The organism is Dehalococcoidia bacterium (assembly GCA_030018455.1).
Classification (GTDB): domain Bacteria; phylum Chloroflexota; class Dehalococcoidia; order DSTF01; family JALHUB01; genus JASEFU01.
This window is the reverse complement of record JASEFU010000001.1, coordinates 625,914-645,445: the sequence shown is the minus strand read 5'-3', so window position 1 is coordinate 645,445 and position 19,532 is coordinate 625,914. Positions and strand designations below refer to the sequence as shown.

Annotated in this window: 17 protein-coding genes and 1 tRNA gene; 10 read left to right on the top strand and 8 right to left on the bottom strand. The window is 65.0% G+C overall.

Annotated features, from left to right (window positions below; all coding sequences use genetic code 11):
• The first annotated feature begins 95 nt into the window (after positions 1-95).
• Positions 96-170, top strand: a tRNA-Lys gene (locus tag QME71_03095).
• Between the two features lie 183 nt (positions 171-353).
• Here the strand turns inward: QME71_03095 and galK are convergent.
• The 3 genes from galK to melA form a co-directional block, all read right to left on the bottom strand.
• The gene (gene galK, locus QME71_03090) at positions 354-1,505 is read right to left on the bottom strand and encodes a galactokinase (GenBank protein ID MDI6857283.1); all 1,152 of its coding nucleotides are present in this window, start codon (positions 1,503-1,505) and stop codon (positions 354-356) included.
• A 16-nt stretch (positions 1,506-1,521) separates the two neighbouring features.
• Positions 1,522-2,490 (bottom strand): galactose-1-phosphate uridylyltransferase, encoded by a 969-nt coding sequence (gene galT, locus QME71_03085; protein MDI6857282.1) that lies wholly within the window; start codon positions 2,488-2,490, stop codon positions 1,522-1,524.
• A gap of 69 nt (positions 2,491-2,559) precedes the next feature.
• Positions 2,560-3,990, bottom strand: a complete 1,431-nt coding sequence (melA, locus tag QME71_03080; GenBank protein ID MDI6857281.1) for an alpha-galactosidase — start codon at positions 3,988-3,990, stop codon at positions 2,560-2,562.
• A 129-nt stretch (positions 3,991-4,119) separates the two neighbouring features.
• Between melA and QME71_03075 the strand changes: the two genes are divergently transcribed.
• The 8 genes from QME71_03075 (at position 4,120) to QME71_03040 (ending at position 14,836) form a co-directional block, all read left to right on the top strand.
• The gene (locus QME71_03075) at positions 4,120-5,457 is read left to right on the top strand and encodes a GH1 family beta-glucosidase (protein MDI6857280.1); all 1,338 of its coding nucleotides are present in this window, start codon (positions 4,120-4,122) and stop codon (positions 5,455-5,457) included.
• Between the two features lie 54 nt (positions 5,458-5,511).
• Positions 5,512-6,888 carry an ABC transporter substrate-binding protein gene (locus tag QME71_03070; GenBank protein ID MDI6857279.1) on the top strand — a complete coding sequence of 459 codons (1,377 nt, stop codon included), beginning with the start codon at positions 5,512-5,514 and terminating at the stop codon, positions 6,886-6,888.
• Positions 6,889-7,028: 140 nt separating this feature from the next.
• Complete coding sequence (locus tag QME71_03065) at positions 7,029-8,129, top strand: ABC transporter ATP-binding protein (GenBank protein MDI6857278.1); 1,101 nt, start codon at positions 7,029-7,031, stop codon at positions 8,127-8,129.
• On the top strand, positions 8,129-9,097 hold the full coding sequence (locus QME71_03060) for a sugar ABC transporter permease (protein ID MDI6857277.1): 969 nt from the start codon (positions 8,129-8,131) through the stop codon (positions 9,095-9,097). Before QME71_03065 ends, QME71_03060 begins: the two co-directional genes overlap by 1 nt.
• 23 nt (positions 9,098-9,120) lie before the next feature.
• Positions 9,121-10,146, top strand: coding sequence for a carbohydrate ABC transporter permease (locus QME71_03055; protein ID MDI6857276.1), 1,026 nt, complete (start codon positions 9,121-9,123; stop codon positions 10,144-10,146).
• 134 nt (positions 10,147-10,280) lie between these two features.
• Entirely contained in the window at positions 10,281-11,660 is a 1,380-nt protein-coding gene (locus QME71_03050; GenBank protein ID MDI6857275.1) for an ABC transporter substrate-binding protein, read from the top strand.
• A 215-nt stretch (positions 11,661-11,875) separates the two neighbouring features.
• Complete coding sequence (locus QME71_03045) at positions 11,876-12,985, top strand: nitronate monooxygenase (GenBank protein ID MDI6857274.1); 1,110 nt, start codon at positions 11,876-11,878, stop codon at positions 12,983-12,985.
• Positions 12,986-13,447: 462 nt separating this feature from the next.
• Complete coding sequence (locus QME71_03040) at positions 13,448-14,836, top strand: hypothetical protein (GenBank protein ID MDI6857273.1); 1,389 nt, start codon at positions 13,448-13,450, stop codon at positions 14,834-14,836.
• A 66-nt stretch (positions 14,837-14,902) separates the two neighbouring features.
• Here the strand turns inward: QME71_03040 and QME71_03035 are convergent, their stop codons facing one another.
• Positions 14,903-15,871, bottom strand: a complete 969-nt coding sequence (locus QME71_03035; GenBank protein ID MDI6857272.1) for a zinc-binding alcohol dehydrogenase family protein — start codon at positions 15,869-15,871, stop codon at positions 14,903-14,905.
• Between the two features lie 53 nt (positions 15,872-15,924).
• Complete coding sequence (locus QME71_03030) at positions 15,925-16,302, bottom strand: hypothetical protein (GenBank protein MDI6857271.1); 378 nt, start codon at positions 16,300-16,302, stop codon at positions 15,925-15,927.
• Between the two features lie 157 nt (positions 16,303-16,459).
• Between QME71_03030 and QME71_03025 the strand changes: the two genes are divergently transcribed.
• Positions 16,460-17,293 carry an alpha/beta fold hydrolase gene (locus QME71_03025; GenBank protein MDI6857270.1) on the top strand — a complete coding sequence of 278 codons (834 nt, stop codon included), beginning with the start codon at positions 16,460-16,462 and terminating at the stop codon, positions 17,291-17,293.
• Positions 17,294-17,311: 18 nt separating this feature from the next.
• Here QME71_03025 and msrB read toward each other — a convergent pair whose 3' ends face one another.
• The 3 genes from msrB to QME71_03010 all read right to left on the bottom strand — a co-directional run bounded on the left by msrB (position 17,312) and on the right by QME71_03010 (position 19,246).
• Positions 17,312-17,692, bottom strand: a complete 381-nt coding sequence (msrB, locus tag QME71_03020; protein ID MDI6857269.1) for a peptide-methionine (R)-S-oxide reductase MsrB — start codon at positions 17,690-17,692, stop codon at positions 17,312-17,314.
• A gap of 26 nt (positions 17,693-17,718) precedes the next feature.
• Positions 17,719-18,291: a peptide-methionine (S)-S-oxide reductase MsrA gene (gene msrA / locus QME71_03015; protein MDI6857268.1), complete on the bottom strand. Its 573-nt coding sequence runs from the start codon at positions 18,289-18,291 to the stop codon at positions 17,719-17,721.
• 97 nt (positions 18,292-18,388) lie between these two features.
• Positions 18,389-19,246 (bottom strand): hypothetical protein, encoded by an 858-nt coding sequence (locus QME71_03010; protein ID MDI6857267.1) that lies wholly within the window; start codon positions 19,244-19,246, stop codon positions 18,389-18,391.
• Positions 19,247-19,532 lie beyond the last annotated feature (286 nt).

Genomic DNA, 19,532 nt, shown 5'->3' with positions numbered 1-19,532 from the left:
TGTTCCCACTATGGCCCTCGCTCCGCCATTTGCCGCGACGCCGCGCGCGGGTCTGTTTGACAGGGTCGCATGGGTTGCCTAGTATTGAGCCTGGGGGGCCGTTAGCTCAGCGGCAGAGCTCCGGACTTTTAATCCGGGAGTCGAGGGTTCGAATCCCTCACGGCCCTCCAGAGCCCGATTTTAGATTCAAAATCCGCCTCTCGGGGCGGTCTTCGTCTTTTTGACCCACCAACCTCAGAAGCGGACTCGGGGTCGACCGCCCCGTCGAGGTGCGACTTCAGGCGGTTCCGACCTCCCTCCTTCCGCCAGAAGATCCGCGCTGCCTCCGACCTAACGGGCCGCGCGCCGTTCCGCTAACTCCTTCCGCGCCCTGGCCGGCACCACGCCCCGTCGCCGGCGGTGATCGCGTAAAAGTCGCCGTCGATGCCTGTGCTGTCCCGATACAGTCGCGCGGCGGCGGGAACGTAGGCGGCCGCATCTGTCGCCGGGGCGAGGGCGATAGCGCTGCCGCCGAAGCCCGCCCCAACCATGCGCGCGCCGAGCGCCCCTGCCTGCATGAACGCCTCCACCATCGCATCCAGCTCCGCGCAGCTCACCTCGTAGTCGTCGCGCAGGCTGGCGTGGCTCTCGCTCATGAGCTCGCCGGCCCGCGGCGCGTCGTTCGCCTTCAGGGCTTCCACAAACAGCCGGACGCGTTCGTTTTCGTCGACCACATGCCTGGCCCGGCGGTACAGCAGGTCACCCAGTGACTGCCGGCAGCTCTCCAGACCGGCCGGGGTGAGGTCGCGGAGCGAAGGGACACCACAGATCCCCGCCGCTTGCTCGCACTCCTCGCGCCGCCGGTTGTAGCGGCCGTTCGCCAGCGCCCGCTTCACTCCGGTGTTGCCCACCAGCACGGCCAGGTCAGCGCCAAGCGGGACCATTTCGTAGCGCAGGTCGCGGCAATCGAGGAACATCGCCCTGCCGGCGGTGCAGAGCAAGCTCGCCATCTGGTCCATTAGTCCGCACATGACGCCGGTGCGGTTTTCCGCCCTCTGGCACAGCCGGGCGAGAGCCACTCTATCGTCCCAGGCACGGCCTGAGAGAGCGCTGACGAGCATCGCTGTGCACACGCTGAACGCGGCTGAACTGGAGAGGCCCACTTCGAGGGGGATGTCGCCGGCGACGAGCAGGCGCAGGCCCGCCGGCCGCACGCCGACTTCCGCCAGTTCCGCCAGCACGGCGCCCAGGTACCGTTGCCAACCGCCGCCCTCCGGTTCGCTGCCTACGGGGAAGCGCGCAATCTCCCCCGGGAATTGCTGGCTAATGGCTTCGACGGTCCCGTCGCCGGTCAGGGAGCCCGCAGCGTAGACGCCGAGCTGGATGGCGATCGGCAGGACGAAGCCGTCGTTGTAGTCGGTATGCTCGCCGATAAGGTTGACCCGTCCGGGCGCAAAGGCGACGAATTGCGGCGCCGCCCCGTACCTCTCGTGGAACAGACGGACGATCTCGTTTCGCAGGCGCATCCGCCTTCCTGCCGGGTTAGTCGTGAGGGCCGGCGAGCAGGGAACGCAGCTCGGCGGCCTTCTCTTCGGGATGGCTATCGTTGATGAAGATGCCCGCCCCCGTCTCGCAGCCGGCCCGGTACTTCAGTTTCTCGCGGCTGCGTCGGATCGGGCAGAACTCGATGTGCATATGGGTGCCCTCGCCCACGCTGCCCCGCGGCGGCGCCTGGTGGAAGAGCATCATGTAGGGGAAGGCGCGCTGGTAGTAGTTGCGATAGGTAGCAAGGAGGCGCTTAATGGCGGACATCATCGTTCGAAGCTCCTCATAAGAGAGTTCGCCGAGGTGGCCGGCGCAGCGCCTGGGGTAGAGATGGACCTCGTACGGCCAGCGGGCGGCGAAGGGAACAAACGCCGCCCATCCGTTCTCATCGAAGACCATCCGCCTGCCGTCCCTCGCCTCCTCTTCGATGAGGCGGCAGTGAAGGCAGCGTCCCGTCCGTCTCTTGAACGATTTCGCGCGCCTCATCTCGGCCCCGGGCACAGGCGGGACGAGCGGGAAGGCGTATATCTGGCCGTGAGGATGGGGGATGGTGACGCCGATCTCTTCCCCGCTGTTCTCGAAGATGAGCACGTACTTGACCCTCTTGTTCTGGAACAGTTCGAGGTAGCGCTTCTGCCACAGCGCGGCAAGTTTGACGAGATGGCCCATGTCGATGTCGAGAAAGTCGCGGTCGTGGTCGGGGTGATAGAGCACGACGTCGCAGGCGCCCCAGCTCGGCCTGGCGTCCCACACGCTGCCCGGCCCGGGCGATACGCTCATCGGCGGCGGTGGACTGGCAAACGAGGGGAAGTCGTTGCTGTACAGGTAGACGTCGTAGTCGTCGGGCACGAGCCCGGAGCCGGGGCAAAAGGGACACCACTCGTCCGGCATCTGGGGACGCTCCATGCGGTGAGTGGCGGTGACAACCCACTCGCCGCGCAGCGGATCGCGGCGCAGTTCGCTCATCGGCTCTCCGTGGCGCGCTGAAGGTACGGGAGAAAACTAGCATTCGCGTGCCCGTACGGCAACCACGCCTCAAATCCGGTCGCCGCGGGCGAAGAGAACGGGGTACACATGCTCGCCCGTCCTGAGTTCCTTTGCGCCCGTCCTGACGCGGTCCACCGTCGCTCCGGGGAAAGTGTTCTTCTTTCCCTGAAACTGCGGCAGCCACTCGGCTTCCGCCTCGAACATCTCGTCCACCATGTCGCGTATCTCGTGCGGGGCAAGCGTTGCCGCTGTCAAGGGGTCGAGCAGACACGCCTGATACGCGGCTTCAAAGTCTCCGTTCAGGGCGGCGTCGACGGCGAGCTCCTGCACGGCCACGTTCGAACGGCAGAGCGATGCGCAGACTTTCGGCAGGTCGCCCACGAAGGTCGGGTGAAGGCCGCTCCTGTCTGCGAAGACCGGCACCTCGACGCAGCAGTCCCATGGGAGGTTGGTGATGAATCCTTTGTTGAGAACATTGCCGGCGAAGCGGCAGACCTGTCCGGTAAGGCGGGCATTCATGATGTCGGCCGCGTATTCCTCCGATTTACGTCCCGGCGCGTACGGCACCGCCGTTTCCCCGGAGGCCATCGCCCGCATCCGCGCTGCGTAGTCCTCATGCGTCCGCTGCTGGAACTTCAGGTCGCCGCCCGTCTCGCCGAACAGCCACGGTCCGCCGAACAACTCCTTCAAGTCTTCCCTATGACGGAAGTAGGGCAGGTACTCCGACAGGTGGCCGGGCAACTCGGTCATGAAGTAGCCGGTGGCCTTCATCATCTCGAAGCGGTAATGTTCGAATTTGATCGGCCCTTCCGCGTCGAGTTTGGCCCACAACCGCGGGTAGAGGTCTTCCCCCTTGTGTGTCATCTTCAAGAACCAGGCCATGTGGTTGATCCCTGCAACCTGAGTCTCGCATTCCTCCTCCGGAACACGGAGCCACGCGCAGAGCAGCCTCGTCGTGTGCTGGACGCCGTGGCAGAGCCCCACGAATGAGATGTTGGGGAACGTCTTCTGCATCGCCCACGAGCATATTGCCATGGGGTTGGCGTAATTCAGAAACAGAACGTCGGGGCACACCTCTTCCGCATCGATCAGCATCTCCCAGATCGCGGGCACGTGCCTCAGCCCCCTGAACACGCCGCCGGGGTTGATGGTGTCGCCGACGCACTGGTCGACGCCGTACTTGAGCGGGATGGAGATGTCCAGCTCGTACGCCTTCAGGCCGCCGACCATTATCATGACCACCGCGAAGTCCGCCCCCTTCAGCGCCTCGCGCCTGCTGGTTGTCGCGGAGAACGTGCATGTCAATCCGTGCTGCTCCCGCATGTTTTCCATGACCTTCAGCGTCGTCCTGAGCTTGACGCCGTCGATGTCCATCAGCACAATGTGGGCGTCCTTCAGGGAATCGTAGTAGAGGACATCTTGCACAAGCCGCATGCAGAACTCGACGCTGCCCGCGCCCATCATGGCGATCTTCGTCACGATTGGCCTCCTGTCACCTGCGGTGCGTCCAGTCTACTGAACCCGCCCGGGTGCGTCCACAATCGATGCGGCAAATAGCGGCAGGAAGCCCCGCGCGTCGGGGTCCGACGATGACAAACAGGAGAAGACATGCCGACGGTTGATCTTCCAGCAGACTTCCTGTGGGGATGCGCCACCTCTTCCTATCAGGTCGAAGGGGCATGGAACGAGGACGGCAAGGGCGAGTCGATCTGGGATAGGTTCAGCCACACTTCGGGGAAGATCCGGAACGGCGACACCGGAGACGTCGCCTGCGACCACTACCACCGCTACAAAGAAGACGTTGCCATTATGAAGGAGCTGGGTCTCCGCAGCTACCGGTTCAGCGTCTCGTGGCCGCGCGTGTTCCCTTCGGGGAAAGGCGCTCTCAATCAGAAGGGCCTCGACTTCTACCACCGCCTGGTCGACGAGCTGCTGGCGGCGGGGATCACGCCGTTCCCGACTCTGTACCACTGGGACCTGCCTCAGGCCTTGCAGGACGAAGGGGGTTGGGGCAGCAGGGAAATCATCCACCACTTCGCGGATTACGCCGCAACCGTCGTCGACGCCCTCGGCGACCGCGTGAAGAAGTGGCTGATCTTCAACGAGCCCTGGGTGTTCACGTTCGCCGGATACGGGGTCGCGGTTCATCCGCCTGCTCTGTCCGACCCCGATCTGATGCTGCGCGCCACCCACATCGTGAACCTGGCCCAAGCCGAAGCGGCGCGGGCGATGCGGGCAACAGGAAAGGTGGATGGCTTGAGCTCCGCCTTCAGCATGACCTGGGGTTGCCCGGCCAGCGAGAAGGCCGAGGACCTGGCGGCTGCCGACCGCTTCCACGGGTTCACGAACACCTGGTTCATCGAGCCGGCGCTGAAGGGGCAGTATCCGAGTGCATTCCGGAGCAACGTCGCGCACCGCATGGACATTCGGGCCGGCGATATGGAGGCGGTGCGGACCCCGCTCGATTTCATCGGCATCAATAACTACACGCGGATGATCGTGGCCGACAATCCTGACGACCCGAACCAGGGAACGAAATCCGTTGAGCCGGAGAACGCGGAGCGGACCGACTTCGGGTCGGAGGTTGCCCCCGAGTCCCTGTACCAGCTCGTGAAGCGAGTCTGGCGCGACTACCAGTTGCCGATTCACATCACCGAGAACGGTTGCTCCTATCGCGACGGCCCGGATGCCGGCGGACGCGTCCGCGACGAGAGGCGCATTAGCTTTCTCAAACGCTACATCGGCGCGTTGGGCAGGGCCATCGCCGAGGGGGCAGACGTGCGCGGCTATCAGCACTGGACGTTCACCGACAACTTCGAGTGGACTGAAGGCTTCTGGCAGCGTTTCGGGCTGGTCTACTGCGATTTCGAGACCCAGAAGCGCACGATCAAGGACAGCGGCTACTGGTACCGCGACCTGATCGAGGCGAACCGCATCGAATACTAGTCGTATTGGCCGTACCGGCTGGCGGGTTAGAATGGGCTGCGCAGGAGGTGAATCATGAGGCGACTCGGCATCGTGGCGGCAGGTCTTGCTCTGGTGGTCGGAGTCTTCCTCGCGGCCTGCGGCGGAGACGACGAGTCTGCCGGCAACGGGGGCGCGCCCGGCCCCGTCACCATCACACTCTGGCACTCGGAGACCGCGTCGAACAATGACTCGCTGGCCTGGCTTGTGGAGCGCTTTAACGCTTCTCAAGACCAGGTCCGGGTTCAGGCCGTCTACCAGGGCAGCGACGATGAACTGGCGGCAAAGCTCATTGCCAGCATGCGGGGAGGGAGCGTTCCCACCCTCGCCTGGCAGTCGGAGCCCTACACCGGGTCCATGATCGATAGCGGCCAGGTTACTCCCCTCCAGGAGTACGTTGATCGCGACAACTACGACCTGTCGGACTTCGCGCCGGCAGCGATCGAGTACTTCACTGTTGACGGCACACTCTTCGCCTTGCCCGTCGGACTTGCCGTACCCGTCATGTACTACAACAAGATACCCCTTCGGGAGGCGGGACTGGACCCAGACCAGCCGCCGAGAGACCTCGACGAGGCCCGGTCCGTATCAGAGAAGCTTGTCCGGCGCGACTCGGCGGGCAACGTTACCCGCCACGGCTTCGCCCTCGAGATCCACCCCTGGTACATGGAGGTGATCGAGGCGGGGGCAGGGGAGCTCTACGTCAACAACGACAACGGCCGCGCCGGAGTCGCCACCGAGTCCCGCTTCGACAATGAAGCCGGCCGGAAGTTTTTCCAGTGGTGGCACGGCATGGTGCACGATGGCCTTGCCTTGAACGTAGGCTGGGACCCCTCCGGGGCCCAGGCGCTGCTTGCCATCGGCGCCGGGAAAGCGGTCATGGTGTTCAGCACCTCCGCTGCTTTGCGCTCCATCTTCGACGTTCTGGCGACGGGGATTGAGGGCGTCGATCTCGGCGTTGCGCCGATTCCGGGCATCCCCGGCAGGGTTCCCGAAGGCTCGCCGGGCGTGTACTCGCGATCGCTCTGGATAATGAGCGCCCGCCCGCAGGAAGAGCGCGATGCAGCCTGGGAGTTCATCAAGTGGTTCGTGGAACCGGAACAGCAGGCCGAATGGTTCGCCGGCAGCGGCTATCTCCCCGTGCGCAACTCCGCCTACGACCTGCCGACCGCAAAGGAGACTATCGCCAAATACCCTGAATTCAACGTCCCCGTCGCGCTGTTCGCCAAGACGGCGACTACCACCGCGGCGCTGGGGCCGCTCATCGGGCCCTTCCAGCAGGTGCGCGACGCCGTCAGGGGCGCCATCGAGAGCATGCTGTCGGGAAGCGCCAGCCCTGACGACGCGATGGAGACTGCGGCCAGAAACGCCGACGACGCCATCAGGCAGTACAACGAACGCATGGGCCGCTAACGCAACTACGGAGGCCGGGACCCGATGCCTCGTCCGTAACGCATGGGGGGCCGCTTGACCGCCGCAGACACGATTAGTACTGTGGCCTCACGCACGGCTGAACCTGCACGGACCACTGCTGTCGACACGGTTTGCGAATCATGGCTCTCGTAACCTTTGACAACGTGAGCAAGTTCTTCGGCGAGGTGGTCGCTGTTAGGGACTTCTCGCTGGACATCTACGACCGAGAGTTCATTGTTCTCCTGGGGCCCTCGGGATGCGGCAAGTCAACGGCGCTTCGCATTGTGGCCGGCCTGGAAACGCCCACCAGGGGGAACATTCTCATCAAAGACCAGGTGGTGAACGATGTGGAACCCATGTACCGCGACATCGCCATGGTCTTTCAGAACTACGCCCTCTACCCTCACATGACCGTCTACGACAACATCGCCTTCGGGCTCCGCATGCGGGGACTGCATCGCCGCGAGATCGACAGGCTGGTGAAAGAGGCAGCGCAGAACCTCGGACTCGGGGACCTACTCCGTCGCAAGCCCGGCGAGCTCTCCGGCGGTCAGCGCCAGCGCGTGGCTCTGGGAAGGGCGATCGTCCGGAGGCCGGTGGTCTACCTGATGGACGAGCCCCTTTCCAACCTGGACGCCAAACTGAGGGTCCAGACCCGGGGCGAGCTCGTCAAGATGCACCGCCTGCTCGAGACAACCTTCATCTACGTCACCCACGACCAGGTGGAGGCCATGACCATGGGCGACCGCATCGCGATAATGGAGCAGGGCGTACTCCAACAGGTGGGGCCGCCCCAGGAAGTGTACGACCGGCCAGCCAACGTCTTCGTCGCCGGCTTCATCGGCAGCCCGGCCATGAATATGTTTCCGGCCCGCCTGGAGACTCGCGACGGCGAACTCTTCGCAAGTAGTGAAGTGGGGAGCTTCCGGCTGAGTCCGCAGCAGGCCGATGGGGCCCGAAATGCTTCGGGCGGCGAAATCTGGGTCGGCGTGCGGCCTGAGCACCTGTACGTGACCGGCAGTGAGGGGAGCGGCGCCGTGTCGGCAACCCTTGGGGCAGTGGCGGACCTGGTGGAATACCTGGGCAACGAGGCCCACGTCACCTTCTCGATCGGGGATGCCACAGTGGTGGCCCGCCTGGAGGCCCGCGTGAGGATAACGCCCGGAGAAACAGTCCATCTCAACGTCCCGATCGAAAACCTCCACCTCTTCGACCGGGTCGGTGGGCAGAGGCTTGCCTGATGAGGAGCGGCGATGCCCGGGCGGCGGCCCTTCCGGCGCGGATCCCCCTGAGACGGAGGTACCCCTGGCTGGGAGGGCTCTCCCGACTCGGGGGCGGCATGCTCTTTCTCTGGCCCTCGATACTTCTCTTCGGCGGCTTTATCTTCTACCCGCTGTTCAAGTCGGCCTACCTCGGCTTCTTCGTCAGCGACCCCTTCGGGCGCGGCCAGGAGTTCGTCGGCCTCGACCAGTACCGCGAAGTGCTGACGTCGCACGATTTTCGCAAGAGCCTGCTGGTGACCTTCCTCTTCGCTCTGTACACCGTGCCGACCGGTCTGGTGCTGGGGCTGGTGTTCGCGCTGCTGGCCAATCAGCGCCTGCGGGGTGCGCTCTTCTTTCGCACGGTCTTCTCTTCCACCATCGCCGCGTCGGTGGCGGTGGCGGCCGTCATGTGGCTGATGCTTCTGAACCCGAGTTCCGGCTTCGTGAATTGGATGCTGGGCCAGTTTGACCTGCCCCGCGTCAACTGGCTAACGGACCCGCAGTGGAAGGCGACCTGGGACAGCGGTCCGGCTCTCATGGCTGTGTCCCTAACGACGATCTGGTTGAACATAGGATTCACTACCCTGGTGCTCCTGGCTGCCCTCCAGAACATCCCCCAGGAGCTGTATGAGAGCGCGCGCGTGGACGGCGCCCGTTCCTGGTCTCTCTTGCGGCACATCACGCTGCCCATGCTGTCTCCAGCGCTCCTCTTCGTCGTCGTCGTCTCCACGATCATTGCTTTCCAGTCGTTCGGGCAGATTCACATTCTCACGCGGGGTGGCCCTCTGGACGCTACCAATGTCATCGTCTACTCGATCTACACCGACGCTTTCATCAACTTTGAGTACGGTGCGGCGGCGGTGCAGGCTGTGGCTCTCTTCCTGTTGATGCTTGCGTTCACACTCATTCAGCTCCGCTTCCTGGAGCGGCGGGTTTTCTACCGATGAGGTTTCGCACCCAATACGGCCGTGTGGCACGTGTGGCTCCGACGTACGCCCTGCTGATCCTCGGCGCCGCAATCGTGATCCTGCCCATGTACCTGGCGCTGGTGGCGAGCCTCCTGCCCAAGGAGGATGCAATTTCCTACCCGCCGAAGCTGTTCGCTCCCGATCCCCAGTTCGTCAACTTCAAGAAAGCCATGGAGGCCGTGCCGCTGGGGCGGTACATGTTCAACAGTTTCATCCAGTCCGGCGCCATCACCATTGGCCAGCTGACCACCTCCGTTCTGGCAGCGTACGCCTTCGCCTTCATGCGCTTTCCGCTGCGCAACTTCCTTTTCGTCCTCTTCCTGTCAACCCTCATGGTGCCATGGGAGGCGTCTATCATCCCGAACTTCCAGACAGTGCAGATGATGGGCGATCCTCCGGCGGGCCTTGCGGTGGCTGTTGCCGCGCTCGTCGGGCTGTCGGTGGCAGCCGGCGTCACCGCGCTGCTCGCCGGCGCATTCCGAAGGGGCGGCCTTGCCCGCGGACGTGTGCCGACGCCTGTCGTCGCTGTACTTCTTGGCGTGGTCGCCGGGATTCTCGCGGGCGGAGTTGCGTGGCGCGCAGCGGTGGACGGCATGATCCTAAGCCTGGACTCCTACCAGGCGCTGACGATCCCGTTCCTGGCCACTGCGTTCGGCACCTTCTTGATGCGCCAGCACTTCATGACCATTCCTCTCGAGCTGCGCGATGCCGCCGCCATCGACGGCTACGGCCATCTGAGTTTTCTCTGGCGCGTGGTGCTGCCCCTCTCCAAGCCGGCGCTGGGAACCCTGGCCGTGTTTGCTTTCCTGCAGTCGTGGAACCAATACCTGTGGCCGCTTCTGGTCACCAACTCCGATACCTACCGGACAGTGCAGATCGGGCTGGCGGGCCTGAGTTCCCAGGAGATCGACTCTTTAAACGTGGTGATGGCAGGCACCATAATCGCCCTGCTGCCCATGCTCATCGTCATCGTTCTTTTTCAGCGGCAACTGGTGCGAGGGCTGATGCAGGGCGCCCTTAAGGGATAGCACACTCGGCCGCCGTCCGGCAGACAGGCCGGAAGGGGGCAGCGCGCGGGTAAAGACACAGAGGCCGCCGGCCGGGGCAGCGCGAGCGGAGTCGGCTGGTACGGCTGCGGCCCGTCCTGCAAGGAGGGGCAACGATGAAGAAACTATTGACCCTTGTTGGTGTAGCGGCCCTGGCGCTGGCGCTCGCCGCCTGCGGTGGGGAGGACGAAGAGGAGGGAGCGACGCGCGAGCCGACGGCGGCGGGCCCCGTCAGCATCCAGTTCTGGCACTCCATGACCACGGCCAGAGAGGAGACTCTCAAGGCCCTGGTGCAGCGTTTCAACGCCTCCCAGAACGAGGTCGTGGTCAACCTTGTCTACCAGGGGAGTTACAACGATTCCCTGAACAAGGTGCTGGCCAGCCTGGGCCGGGCCGGCGAGCTCCCTGCCCTCGTCCAGATCGAGGACATCTCCACCCAGCTCATGATCGATAGCGAGGCGATAACTCCCGTCCAGGACTTCATAGACGAGGAAGACTACGACCTCTCCAGCTTCGAGCCCCGCGTCCTCGACTACTACCGCGTCGGCGACCGCCTCTATTCCATGCCGTTCAATCTCTCCAGCCCCATCCTCTACTACGACAAGACCGACTTCCGCGAGGTCGGCCTCGATCCTGAGAAGCCGCCCCGGACCCTGGAGGAGGTGAAGGCGTACTCCGAGAAGCTGCTGCAGAAGGATGGGGCCGGCAATATCACCCGCTCCGGCATTGCCCTCGAGATCAGCCCCTGGTACTTCGAGCAGATGCTGGCCAACGCGGGCGCGCTCTTCGTCGACAACGGGAACGGCCGCGAGGGACGCGCCACCGAGGCGGTCTTCAACGGCCCTGAAGGCAAGGCCATCTTCGAGTGGTGGGCAGATATGGTAGCGAGCGGCCTTGCTTTCAACGTCGGCCGCAACCCCAGCGGGGCCGACGCTCTGCTGGCCGTGAGTTCCGGCCGCGCTTCCATGACCATCGGGTCCACCGCAGCGCTCCGCGCCGTCTTCGACGCGGTGGAGGCGGGTGTGGAGGGTGTTGAGCTTGGAGTGGGGCCGATGCCGGCGCCCCAGAGCGCGGAAGGGGGCATGGTTGTCGGAGGCGCTTCCCTATGGATAGTCAATGCCCGGCCCGCGGCTGAGCAGGAAGCGGCCTGGAAGTTCATCAAGTTCCTGGCGGAGCCCAAGCAGCAAGCCGAGTGGTATGTCGGCTCCGGCTACTTCCCGATCCGGAGCGACGCTTACGATGAGCCCGAGGCCCAGGCGGCGGAGGCCGAATACCCCTACCTGCGCGTGGCGCCCGAGCATCTCCAGGAGGGCGCCCGCAACCGCGCCACCCAGGGCGCCATCGTCGGACCCTTCGCCAAGATCCGTTGGGAGGTCATCGCCCCTGCGCTGGAGTCCGTGATCCTGACAGGCGCCCCGCCCGACAAGGCCCTGGATGACGCCGCCCGCGCCGCCACTGCGCTAATCAAGGACTACAGTGAACGCATGAAGCAGTAGGCCGCGGCATCCGGCCTGTCTGCTCCGTACGTTGACGCGGCGGGAACTGAAACCCGCGGCCAAGGCGGCTCTCATTCTCGATTCTCAGCGTGGGACTAGAGGGGGTCGTGGCCCTCGCGCCCCTATTGTCTTATTACCGCTTCCTGCCGCTAATATATACCCCGCCGGACAGCCGCCTCTGAAAGGGTGAGCACGAACACGCAAAGGAGCGTCTAATGATCAAATCGAGACTGTGCGACCTAATCGGCATCAAGTACCCCATCATCCAGGCAGGTATGGGGCCCTTCAGCAACAACAACCTGGGAGTCGCCTCCGCCAACGCCGGCGTGCTGGGGCTGCTCTCCACCAGCGGCATCGTCGACAGGAACACGCAACCATGGGTCTACAAGGCGTGGGTGAGCACCGCAGAGGCAAGCGAGGACGACGACATGCCCACCGTCCTCGAGAAGTGCCTCAAGCGGACCTACCGGCTGGTCAAGGACAAGGACGGGGTCTTCGGCATCAACGTCATGGTGTCGGCGGAAATGAAAGCAGCCGCAGAGGTCATCGTCGACACGGCGATCAGGGTGCGGCAGGAGAACCCGGAGATCGCAAAGCACTTCAAAGTCATCTTCACGTCGGCCGGCGACCCCCTCGGTTGGGGGGACAAGATCAAGGGCGCGGGGTTCACCTGGATGCACGTTGTACCGTCGGTCCGGGCGGCGCAGCGCTGCAAGAGAGCGGGCGTGGACGTGATCGTAGCCTCCGGCCATGAGGGAGGCTTCCACACATCCTGGGAGCCGGTCCACTCGATGGTCCTGCTCCCGGCCGTCGTAGAGACGGTCTCGGACGAGAATACGCTGGTCTGCGGCGCCGGGGGGTTCTCGGATGGCAAGACGCTGGCAGCCGCGCTCGTCATGGGCGCTGACGGCGTGCAGATGGGCACGCGCTTCCTGGCCACCCAGGAGAGCGACTTCCATCAGATCTGGAAGGAAGGCGTCGTGGAGGCCGAAGACAGGGGAACGCTCATCGCCCGCGGCTTTGTCGGCCCTGCCCGCTGGCTGAAGACGCCCCGCAGCGTCGAACACGCGAAGAACACCCTCGAGAAGTCGCCGGGCGTCTTCCTCGGTACCCCGGACGACTACACGACGATAGACATGTCGCTGATCATGTACGAGATCGAATCGATCAAGGCCACCTTCGAGGGCAACAAGGAGAAGGCGATGATGGCCGCCGGCGAAGTGGCACAGCGCATCAACGACATGCCCAAAGTGAACGATATGGTGCAGCAGATCGTCGCAGAGGCCGAGACCATCCTGAGGAACGTTCCCAAAATGCTGGCCTAGCCTGTCGGATCACACTGACTTGATACGGAAGAGCCGGTGACCGCATCACCGGCTTTTCCGACGAGGCCGCCGCTTGACAATCGGTTATGCGAGGTTATACTGAGGGATTGGTGGCTCATCCTCAAGATTCCCCGCCGCGCGTCCATCCGGGCGACGGAAGGCCCGCGCGACGCTGCGCCATCTGCTGGTTCGCGCTCTGAGTACCGACCGGTTTCCCGAAGCAATCCGGTAGCCCCCGCCTATCCGGCCGATGTACGGCATCCGGGCCGGTGTCACCCCCGCCGTTGTGGTGCAGGCAGCGAAGCATTCCGAGAGCGGCCCTTGAAGGCCGGGAAGGCGTATCGTCCGCCCCCGGCCGCAGGACGCGGAGCGCTCGCGCCTGTCCTTCGCAAGATGCCGTTGGGAAACGGGCCCGCTCCCTCCCTCTGAGAGCAGGCGTCCCGCACGTGCAAGGAGGTACACATGAGGTTCGCTGCCGGCATCGTTACGATCCTCGCGCTCCCCATCATTGCCGTCGCCGTCGTCGTCAACCTCACGGGAGGAGGAGGCGGCGCCGCTCCCCTCTCAGGCGCCATCTTCACCACCACCGCTCACGGCTCAGTTGTCGATGAGAACGTCCGCTATGACAGCAAGCTGGACGTGTACTTGGACGGCGGCCCCGGGCCTCACGCTCCCAAAGGCGCTGCGGGACTCCCGGACGGCAACTACTACTTCCAGGTGACCGACCCTTCCGGAGCGGTGCTGCTCTCGGAGGACCCCGCCGCCTGCCGCGAGGTCAGAGTCGAGGACGGCGTCTTCGTTGAGCTGGTATCGATCGGGCGCACCTACGGGCCTCACGATACGCCCTGTTCGAGACAGGACCCGCCGACACCTCTGTATGACCCCCGTGCCGTGCAGGGCATCGCCGGAGCGAGCGGCCGGCACGACACAAACACCGACATCGACCACGGGCCGCCGGCAATCGTCGTGCAACTGATGCCGTTCCTCGACACGCCGAACAGCGGCGGCGCCTACAAGGCGTGGCTGGTTCCCACGCTCGCCTACGTTAGTCGCGGCGGCGACCCCGACGCCACGCCCTCGCCGCTCGAAGACAATGGCCAGCAGATCGGGTACGTTCCCGACCCGGGGTTCGGCCCACCGCGCGATCAGATCAAGACCGACAACTTCAAGGTGAAAGGCGGGATCGTCCCGCCGGAACCCACCGAAACGATTGCCCCCACCCCCACCGGCGCCCCCACGGCGACCGCTACCAGCACGCCGGTATCGCCGACGGCGACGAGCACTCCCGCGGCGACCGTTACCAACACGCCAGTACCGCCTACCGCGACCCACACCCCCAAGCCTACCGCGACCAGCACGCCCATCCCGCCTACCGCAACCCACACCCCCATCCCGCCGACGGCCACCAGCACCCCCGTCCCGCCTACCGCGACCCACACCCCCATCCCGCCGACAGCCACCGCCACTCCCAAGCCAACCGCCACCAACACGCCCGTCCCGCCGGCGGCGACTCACACGCCGACAACACCGACCCACACACCGACGGCCACGGCGACAAACACACCGCAGGCGGAGACGCCGACACGCACCCCCACGCCGTTCGTGCGCAGGGTCACGCCCGCCGCGCGCACGCCGACTCCCACCCTCGCGCCCAGCCGGACCCCCACGAGCGCGCCTCCCGTGCACGTGGTCACGCCGGTCAGGACGCCGGTCAGAGAGGTGAAGAGGTTCCCCGGCCTGGGTGACGGCGACGCCGGCCAGATCATCTGGGTGACGATCGGCGTGGCTTCCGTGCTGCTGCTGACAGGGGCCGGGCTTATCGTGAGGGGACGCTCTTTGCGCGGCCGCTAGCAGCGAGACGTAACGCGGGACATTCGCGCGCTCCCGACGCTTCGCAGCCGCCGCGTCAGGGAATGTCTACGGGATCAGCAGCACCCGGCCGAACGCCTTTCTGCTCTCGATGTAGGCGTGGGCTGCCGCCGCCTCCGATAGCGGGAACGCGCGGTCGATGACGACGCGAAGTGAGCCCGCGGCGACGTCTTCCAGGTGCCGCGCTACCATCGGGACGACGCGCTCGGGGTTCCTCGCCCTCTCCAGGCCGAAGGAGACGCCGGTCAGCGATCGGTTGCCTTGCGCCAGGAAGCCGAGCTCCGGCGCCTCAGCGCTGCGCCCTGCGCGGCCAACGCTTATCGCCCTTCCCCGATAGGCGAGGCTCTTGAGAGTGCCGGTCAGCACCCTGCCGCCCACCGAATCGATGGCCAGGTCGATGCCGCGGCCGTCGGTGATCCGCTCGACCGCCGCCGCAAAGTCCTCGCTGACGTAGTTGATCGCATGATCGAGGCCGAACTCCTTGAGCCGTTGCAGCTTCTCGTCGCTGGACGCGGTGGCGAACACCGTTGCGCCCGCCCGCTTCGCGAGCTGGATCGCCGCCAGCCCGACGCCGCCTGCGCCGGCCTGGATGAGCACCGTTTCGCCCGCTTTCAAATGGCCGAACTCAAACAGGCAATCGTCGGCGGTGCCGAAGGGAATAGGCACGCACGCGGCGCGCTCCAGGTCGAGCCCGTCAGGGACAAGCCACGTCGCGGCCGCCGGCGCCGACACGATCGATGCGTGCGAGCCGTATGCCATGGTCGCGACCACGCGCTGGCCGACGGAGCGGTCTCTGACGTTGGAGCCCACCTCGCGGATCACGCCCGCGCACTGATAGCCGACGATGTGGGGGCGCGACGCCATCGGGCCGCCGGCGCGATTGAGCGTGTCGCCGCCCTCGATGCTCACCGCCTTCACGTCGATGAGGACGCCGCTGGGATGGCACTGGGGATCGGGCAGTTCCTCGTAGCGGAAGACGCTGGGGGGACCCGTCTCGTAGTAGACTGCCGCCTTCATCGTGTTCTTACCTCCTTCTGCCGCTGGTCGACAACGATGTCAGGGGGGACGCGTCAGGGCGCGAAGCTAGAGCGCGCCTGGACTCCCCAGTGTCCGTCCTGATTGGTGACGACGTAAAGAGAGTCGTAGGTGCCGAGCTTGCTCCCATCCTCTCGATAGCGGGTGAAGCGCGTGTCGAAGTGCACCTTGTCGCTGGAGCTGTGGATGACCCTGCGGTGGTCCCAGGCGCTGTGGTGCCAGCCCTGCGAGACGAGCCAATCGAACATCTCGGGCCGGATGCCTTCGGGGCCGTTCATGACGATGACCCTGCCGCTCGCGAGGCGGACCGACGGGTAGTTGAAGGTGGCGGCGTGCGCCTTCGGGTCGCGGGCGTTGAAGGTCGCCATGAACTCGTCGAGCAACTTCATCGCCTGGGCTTCGCTTTCGGTCACCGCGCCCTCCCGCTCGATCGCCCGCCTTCAAGAGACAGCGGCAGGCGGGCCTCATCAGGCGAATTCTAACACGGAACGAAAGAACAGGCCGACGGCTGGACTGGGCAGCGCGGCGGGGTTACTATTCCGCTGGACCGACTTGAACGGAGCGGAAGACATGTCAGATGCGCTTGTCAACGGCATAAGGCTTCACTACGAGGTGCACGGAGAGGGCGACCCGCTGGTGCTGGCGCACGGCTTCGGGGCGAGCCTCGAGATGTGGGCGGAGCAGATCAGGCCCTTTTCACAGAAGTACCGGCTTGTGGTGTACGACATGCGCGGGCACGGCCGCACGGAGGCGCCCCGCGACCTCTCGTCGTACACTCTCGACGAGTACGCAGAAGACCAGCGCCAGTTGATGGACCATCTGGGGATCGATACCGCCTACGTGGGCGGCCTGTCGATGGGCGGCGGCGTCGCGCTGCGGTTTGCGCTCACGCACCCGCAGCGGGTGAAAGCGCTCCTGCTCTGCGATACGAGCGCGCGGAACTACGCGCTCCACGGCGACCGGCCGGCGGGCGCGCAGCCGTCGTCCTTGCGGCGCTTCCTGTTCCGCAACGTGGCGCCTGAGGTCTTCGTGCTCGCCCGTCACGTCCCGTTCGAACGTCTTCCGCGGACGCACCCTGTCGTCAAGTCGTACCTCCAGAGTGTGCGCCAGCAGACGGCGCACGGGCTCCGGGGCGGGTGGCGCGCCCTGATGGAGCAGGAAGACCTCGAGGGACGCCTGGGGGAGATCACCGCGCCCACGCTCATCATCGTCGGCGACCGCGACCCGCTGCAATCGCCAAGCCGCGTCATGCAGCGGCTCATCCCCGAGTGCCGCTTCGTCCTGATAAAGGACTCCGGCCACGGGACCGCGGGCTACCAGCCGGAGGCGTTCAACAGGGCGGTGCTGGAGTTCCTGGACGACGTGGAAGCCGGCCGCCCCGTCGAAGGGGAGATGACGCTTTAGGCCGCTCCGGCCGACGCCCTACTCGCCGCCCGCCTTCGCCTTCGGGATGAAGCCCAGCGAGAGGGAGTTGATGCAGTAGCGCTTCCCCGTCTCCGTGGGGCCGTCGTCGAACACGTGCCCCAGGTGCGACCCGCAGTTCTTGCACGTCACCTCGATGCGGCGCATCCCGTAAGAGTAGTCGTCCGTGTACTCGATGGCGTCGCCTTCCATCGGCTGGTCGAACGAGGGCCAGCCCGTCCCCGACTCGAACTTGCTATCTGACGAGAAGAGCTTGCTGCCGCAGACCGCGCATACGTACGTGCCCGGCTCCTTGTTGTAGGTGTACTTGCCGGAGAACGGAGGCTCCGTCCCCTTCAGGAAGCAGACGTCGTATTGTTCGGGCGTGAGCTTCTTCTTCATCTCCTCGATTTCAGCTTCGCTTCGCTTCACCTGTATTCCTCCTTCACCTCGTCGCCGAAATCGCGCAGCAGCTTCCTGATCTTCGGCTCGATGACTATCGTGCAGTACGCCGCATGCGGATGGGCCTCGTAGTACTCCTGGTGATAGCTTTCGGCGGGATAGAACTTCTCGAACGGCTCAATGCTGGTCACGATCTTCCCGTCGAGCTTGCCCGATGCCTGCAGCCGGTCGCGCGAGGCTTCCGCTTCCCGCTTCTGCTCATCGGTGTGATAGAAGATGGCGGAGCGGTACTGCGGCCCCACGTCGGCGCCCTGCCGGTCGAGGGTCGTCGGATCATGCGTGGCCCAAAACACGTCGAGCAGCCGCTCGTAGGAGACGACCTGCGGATCGAACTTGACGTGGACCGCTTCCGCGTGGCCTGTGCGCCCGGTCGAGACCTGCGCATAGCTAGGGTTCTCGACCCGTCCGCCCGTATAGCCCGAGGTCACCTCGCTGACGCCCCGCACGCGTTTGAAGACCGCCTCCGTGCACCAGAAGCATCCGCCGGCAAACGTGGCAAGCTCCAGTCCGGCCGACTCCGGTCTTTCTTCATTCGACATGTCGAAACGGGTTCCTCCCTGCGCTTCGAGTCACGTGGTTCCGACGTGTGCCCTCAATTCCATTCTAGCAGAATCGAAGGGCGCAGCAGGGGGCGGTTCAGGGGTAGGAGCGCAGGACGGCGCCGAACGTCGGGTCGGGGCCGAGCTCGGCAGCAGTCTTCTCGACCGCTTCGCCCGGCGACAGGCCCTCTTCGAGCATCAGCCGCAGCAGGCGCTCGGTGGCGGCGTCGGTATGCTCGGGCGACACCGTGTCGCTCCAGCCGATGACGGCGTCGGCGCCTTTCTCGACGAACGCGGCGGCCGTCTTCTCCGTCGCCAGACCGCTGCAGCCCATGAGGACGACCGTTGCGCCGTCGAAGCGCCCGCTCATCGACCTTACGAACCCGGACGAGACGGCGAAATAGGAATCGCTCGCGGGGTCGCCGGCGTACACGACGGGGAAGAGGCGCAGCGCCTTCTGTCCGTCGACGTACGCATTCTCGTCGTAGGGCTCGGAGGTGAACAGGAGGACGTCGTCGCCTATCCTGTCCATGATGCGTTGGAGAATGTCGGGGTCGATCTCCGCGGGCAGGGAGAGGTCTGTACGGGGGACGGCGGAGTGGGCGCGCAGGAGAACGAGGTCGTAGCCGTGTCCTGCCAGGTTGCGATAGGCTTCGACAGTCACCTCGTCGCCTGCGTAATAGTCGACGGTGTATCCAGCGTCTTCGAGGATGGCCATCGCCCTCTCGACGAATGACTGGTTGGGGTTCCTGATGCTGAGCTGGTCGACGATGGCCGCTTTCAGTGACCCGTTGCCACAGCCGCCCCCGAGCATCACGAATGCGACGAGGCCAGCGATGGCGGCGATGGCGATGACCGCGGCCGCGACACTGAGCAGCCGGAAACGCCGAACCCTCCGTACACCAGGGGACGCCTCCTGGCCCACGCGGCCCCTCTCCTGACTTCCGTCACTCATCTCGTTACCCGGGCGGTCATCCTCTGATAAGACCGTCGAGCTGGCGGCTGCTAGCATACCATCCGGCGCCGCCACGAGCGATGGGCAGGCGCCGCTTTCCCTCTTCGCGACGGCTTCCGAGCTGTAACATTTCGCCGCATGGGGCGTATATGATTCTGATGGAAAGGTAATTACGGCGAAGAAAGTTATCGTCAGGGCTTGACAAATTGTTATGCTACTACCATAATTCTGCCAACGACTGGTGGCCTTACAGGTTATCTTGCAGGTTATCCCCGCCTAGTCAGCA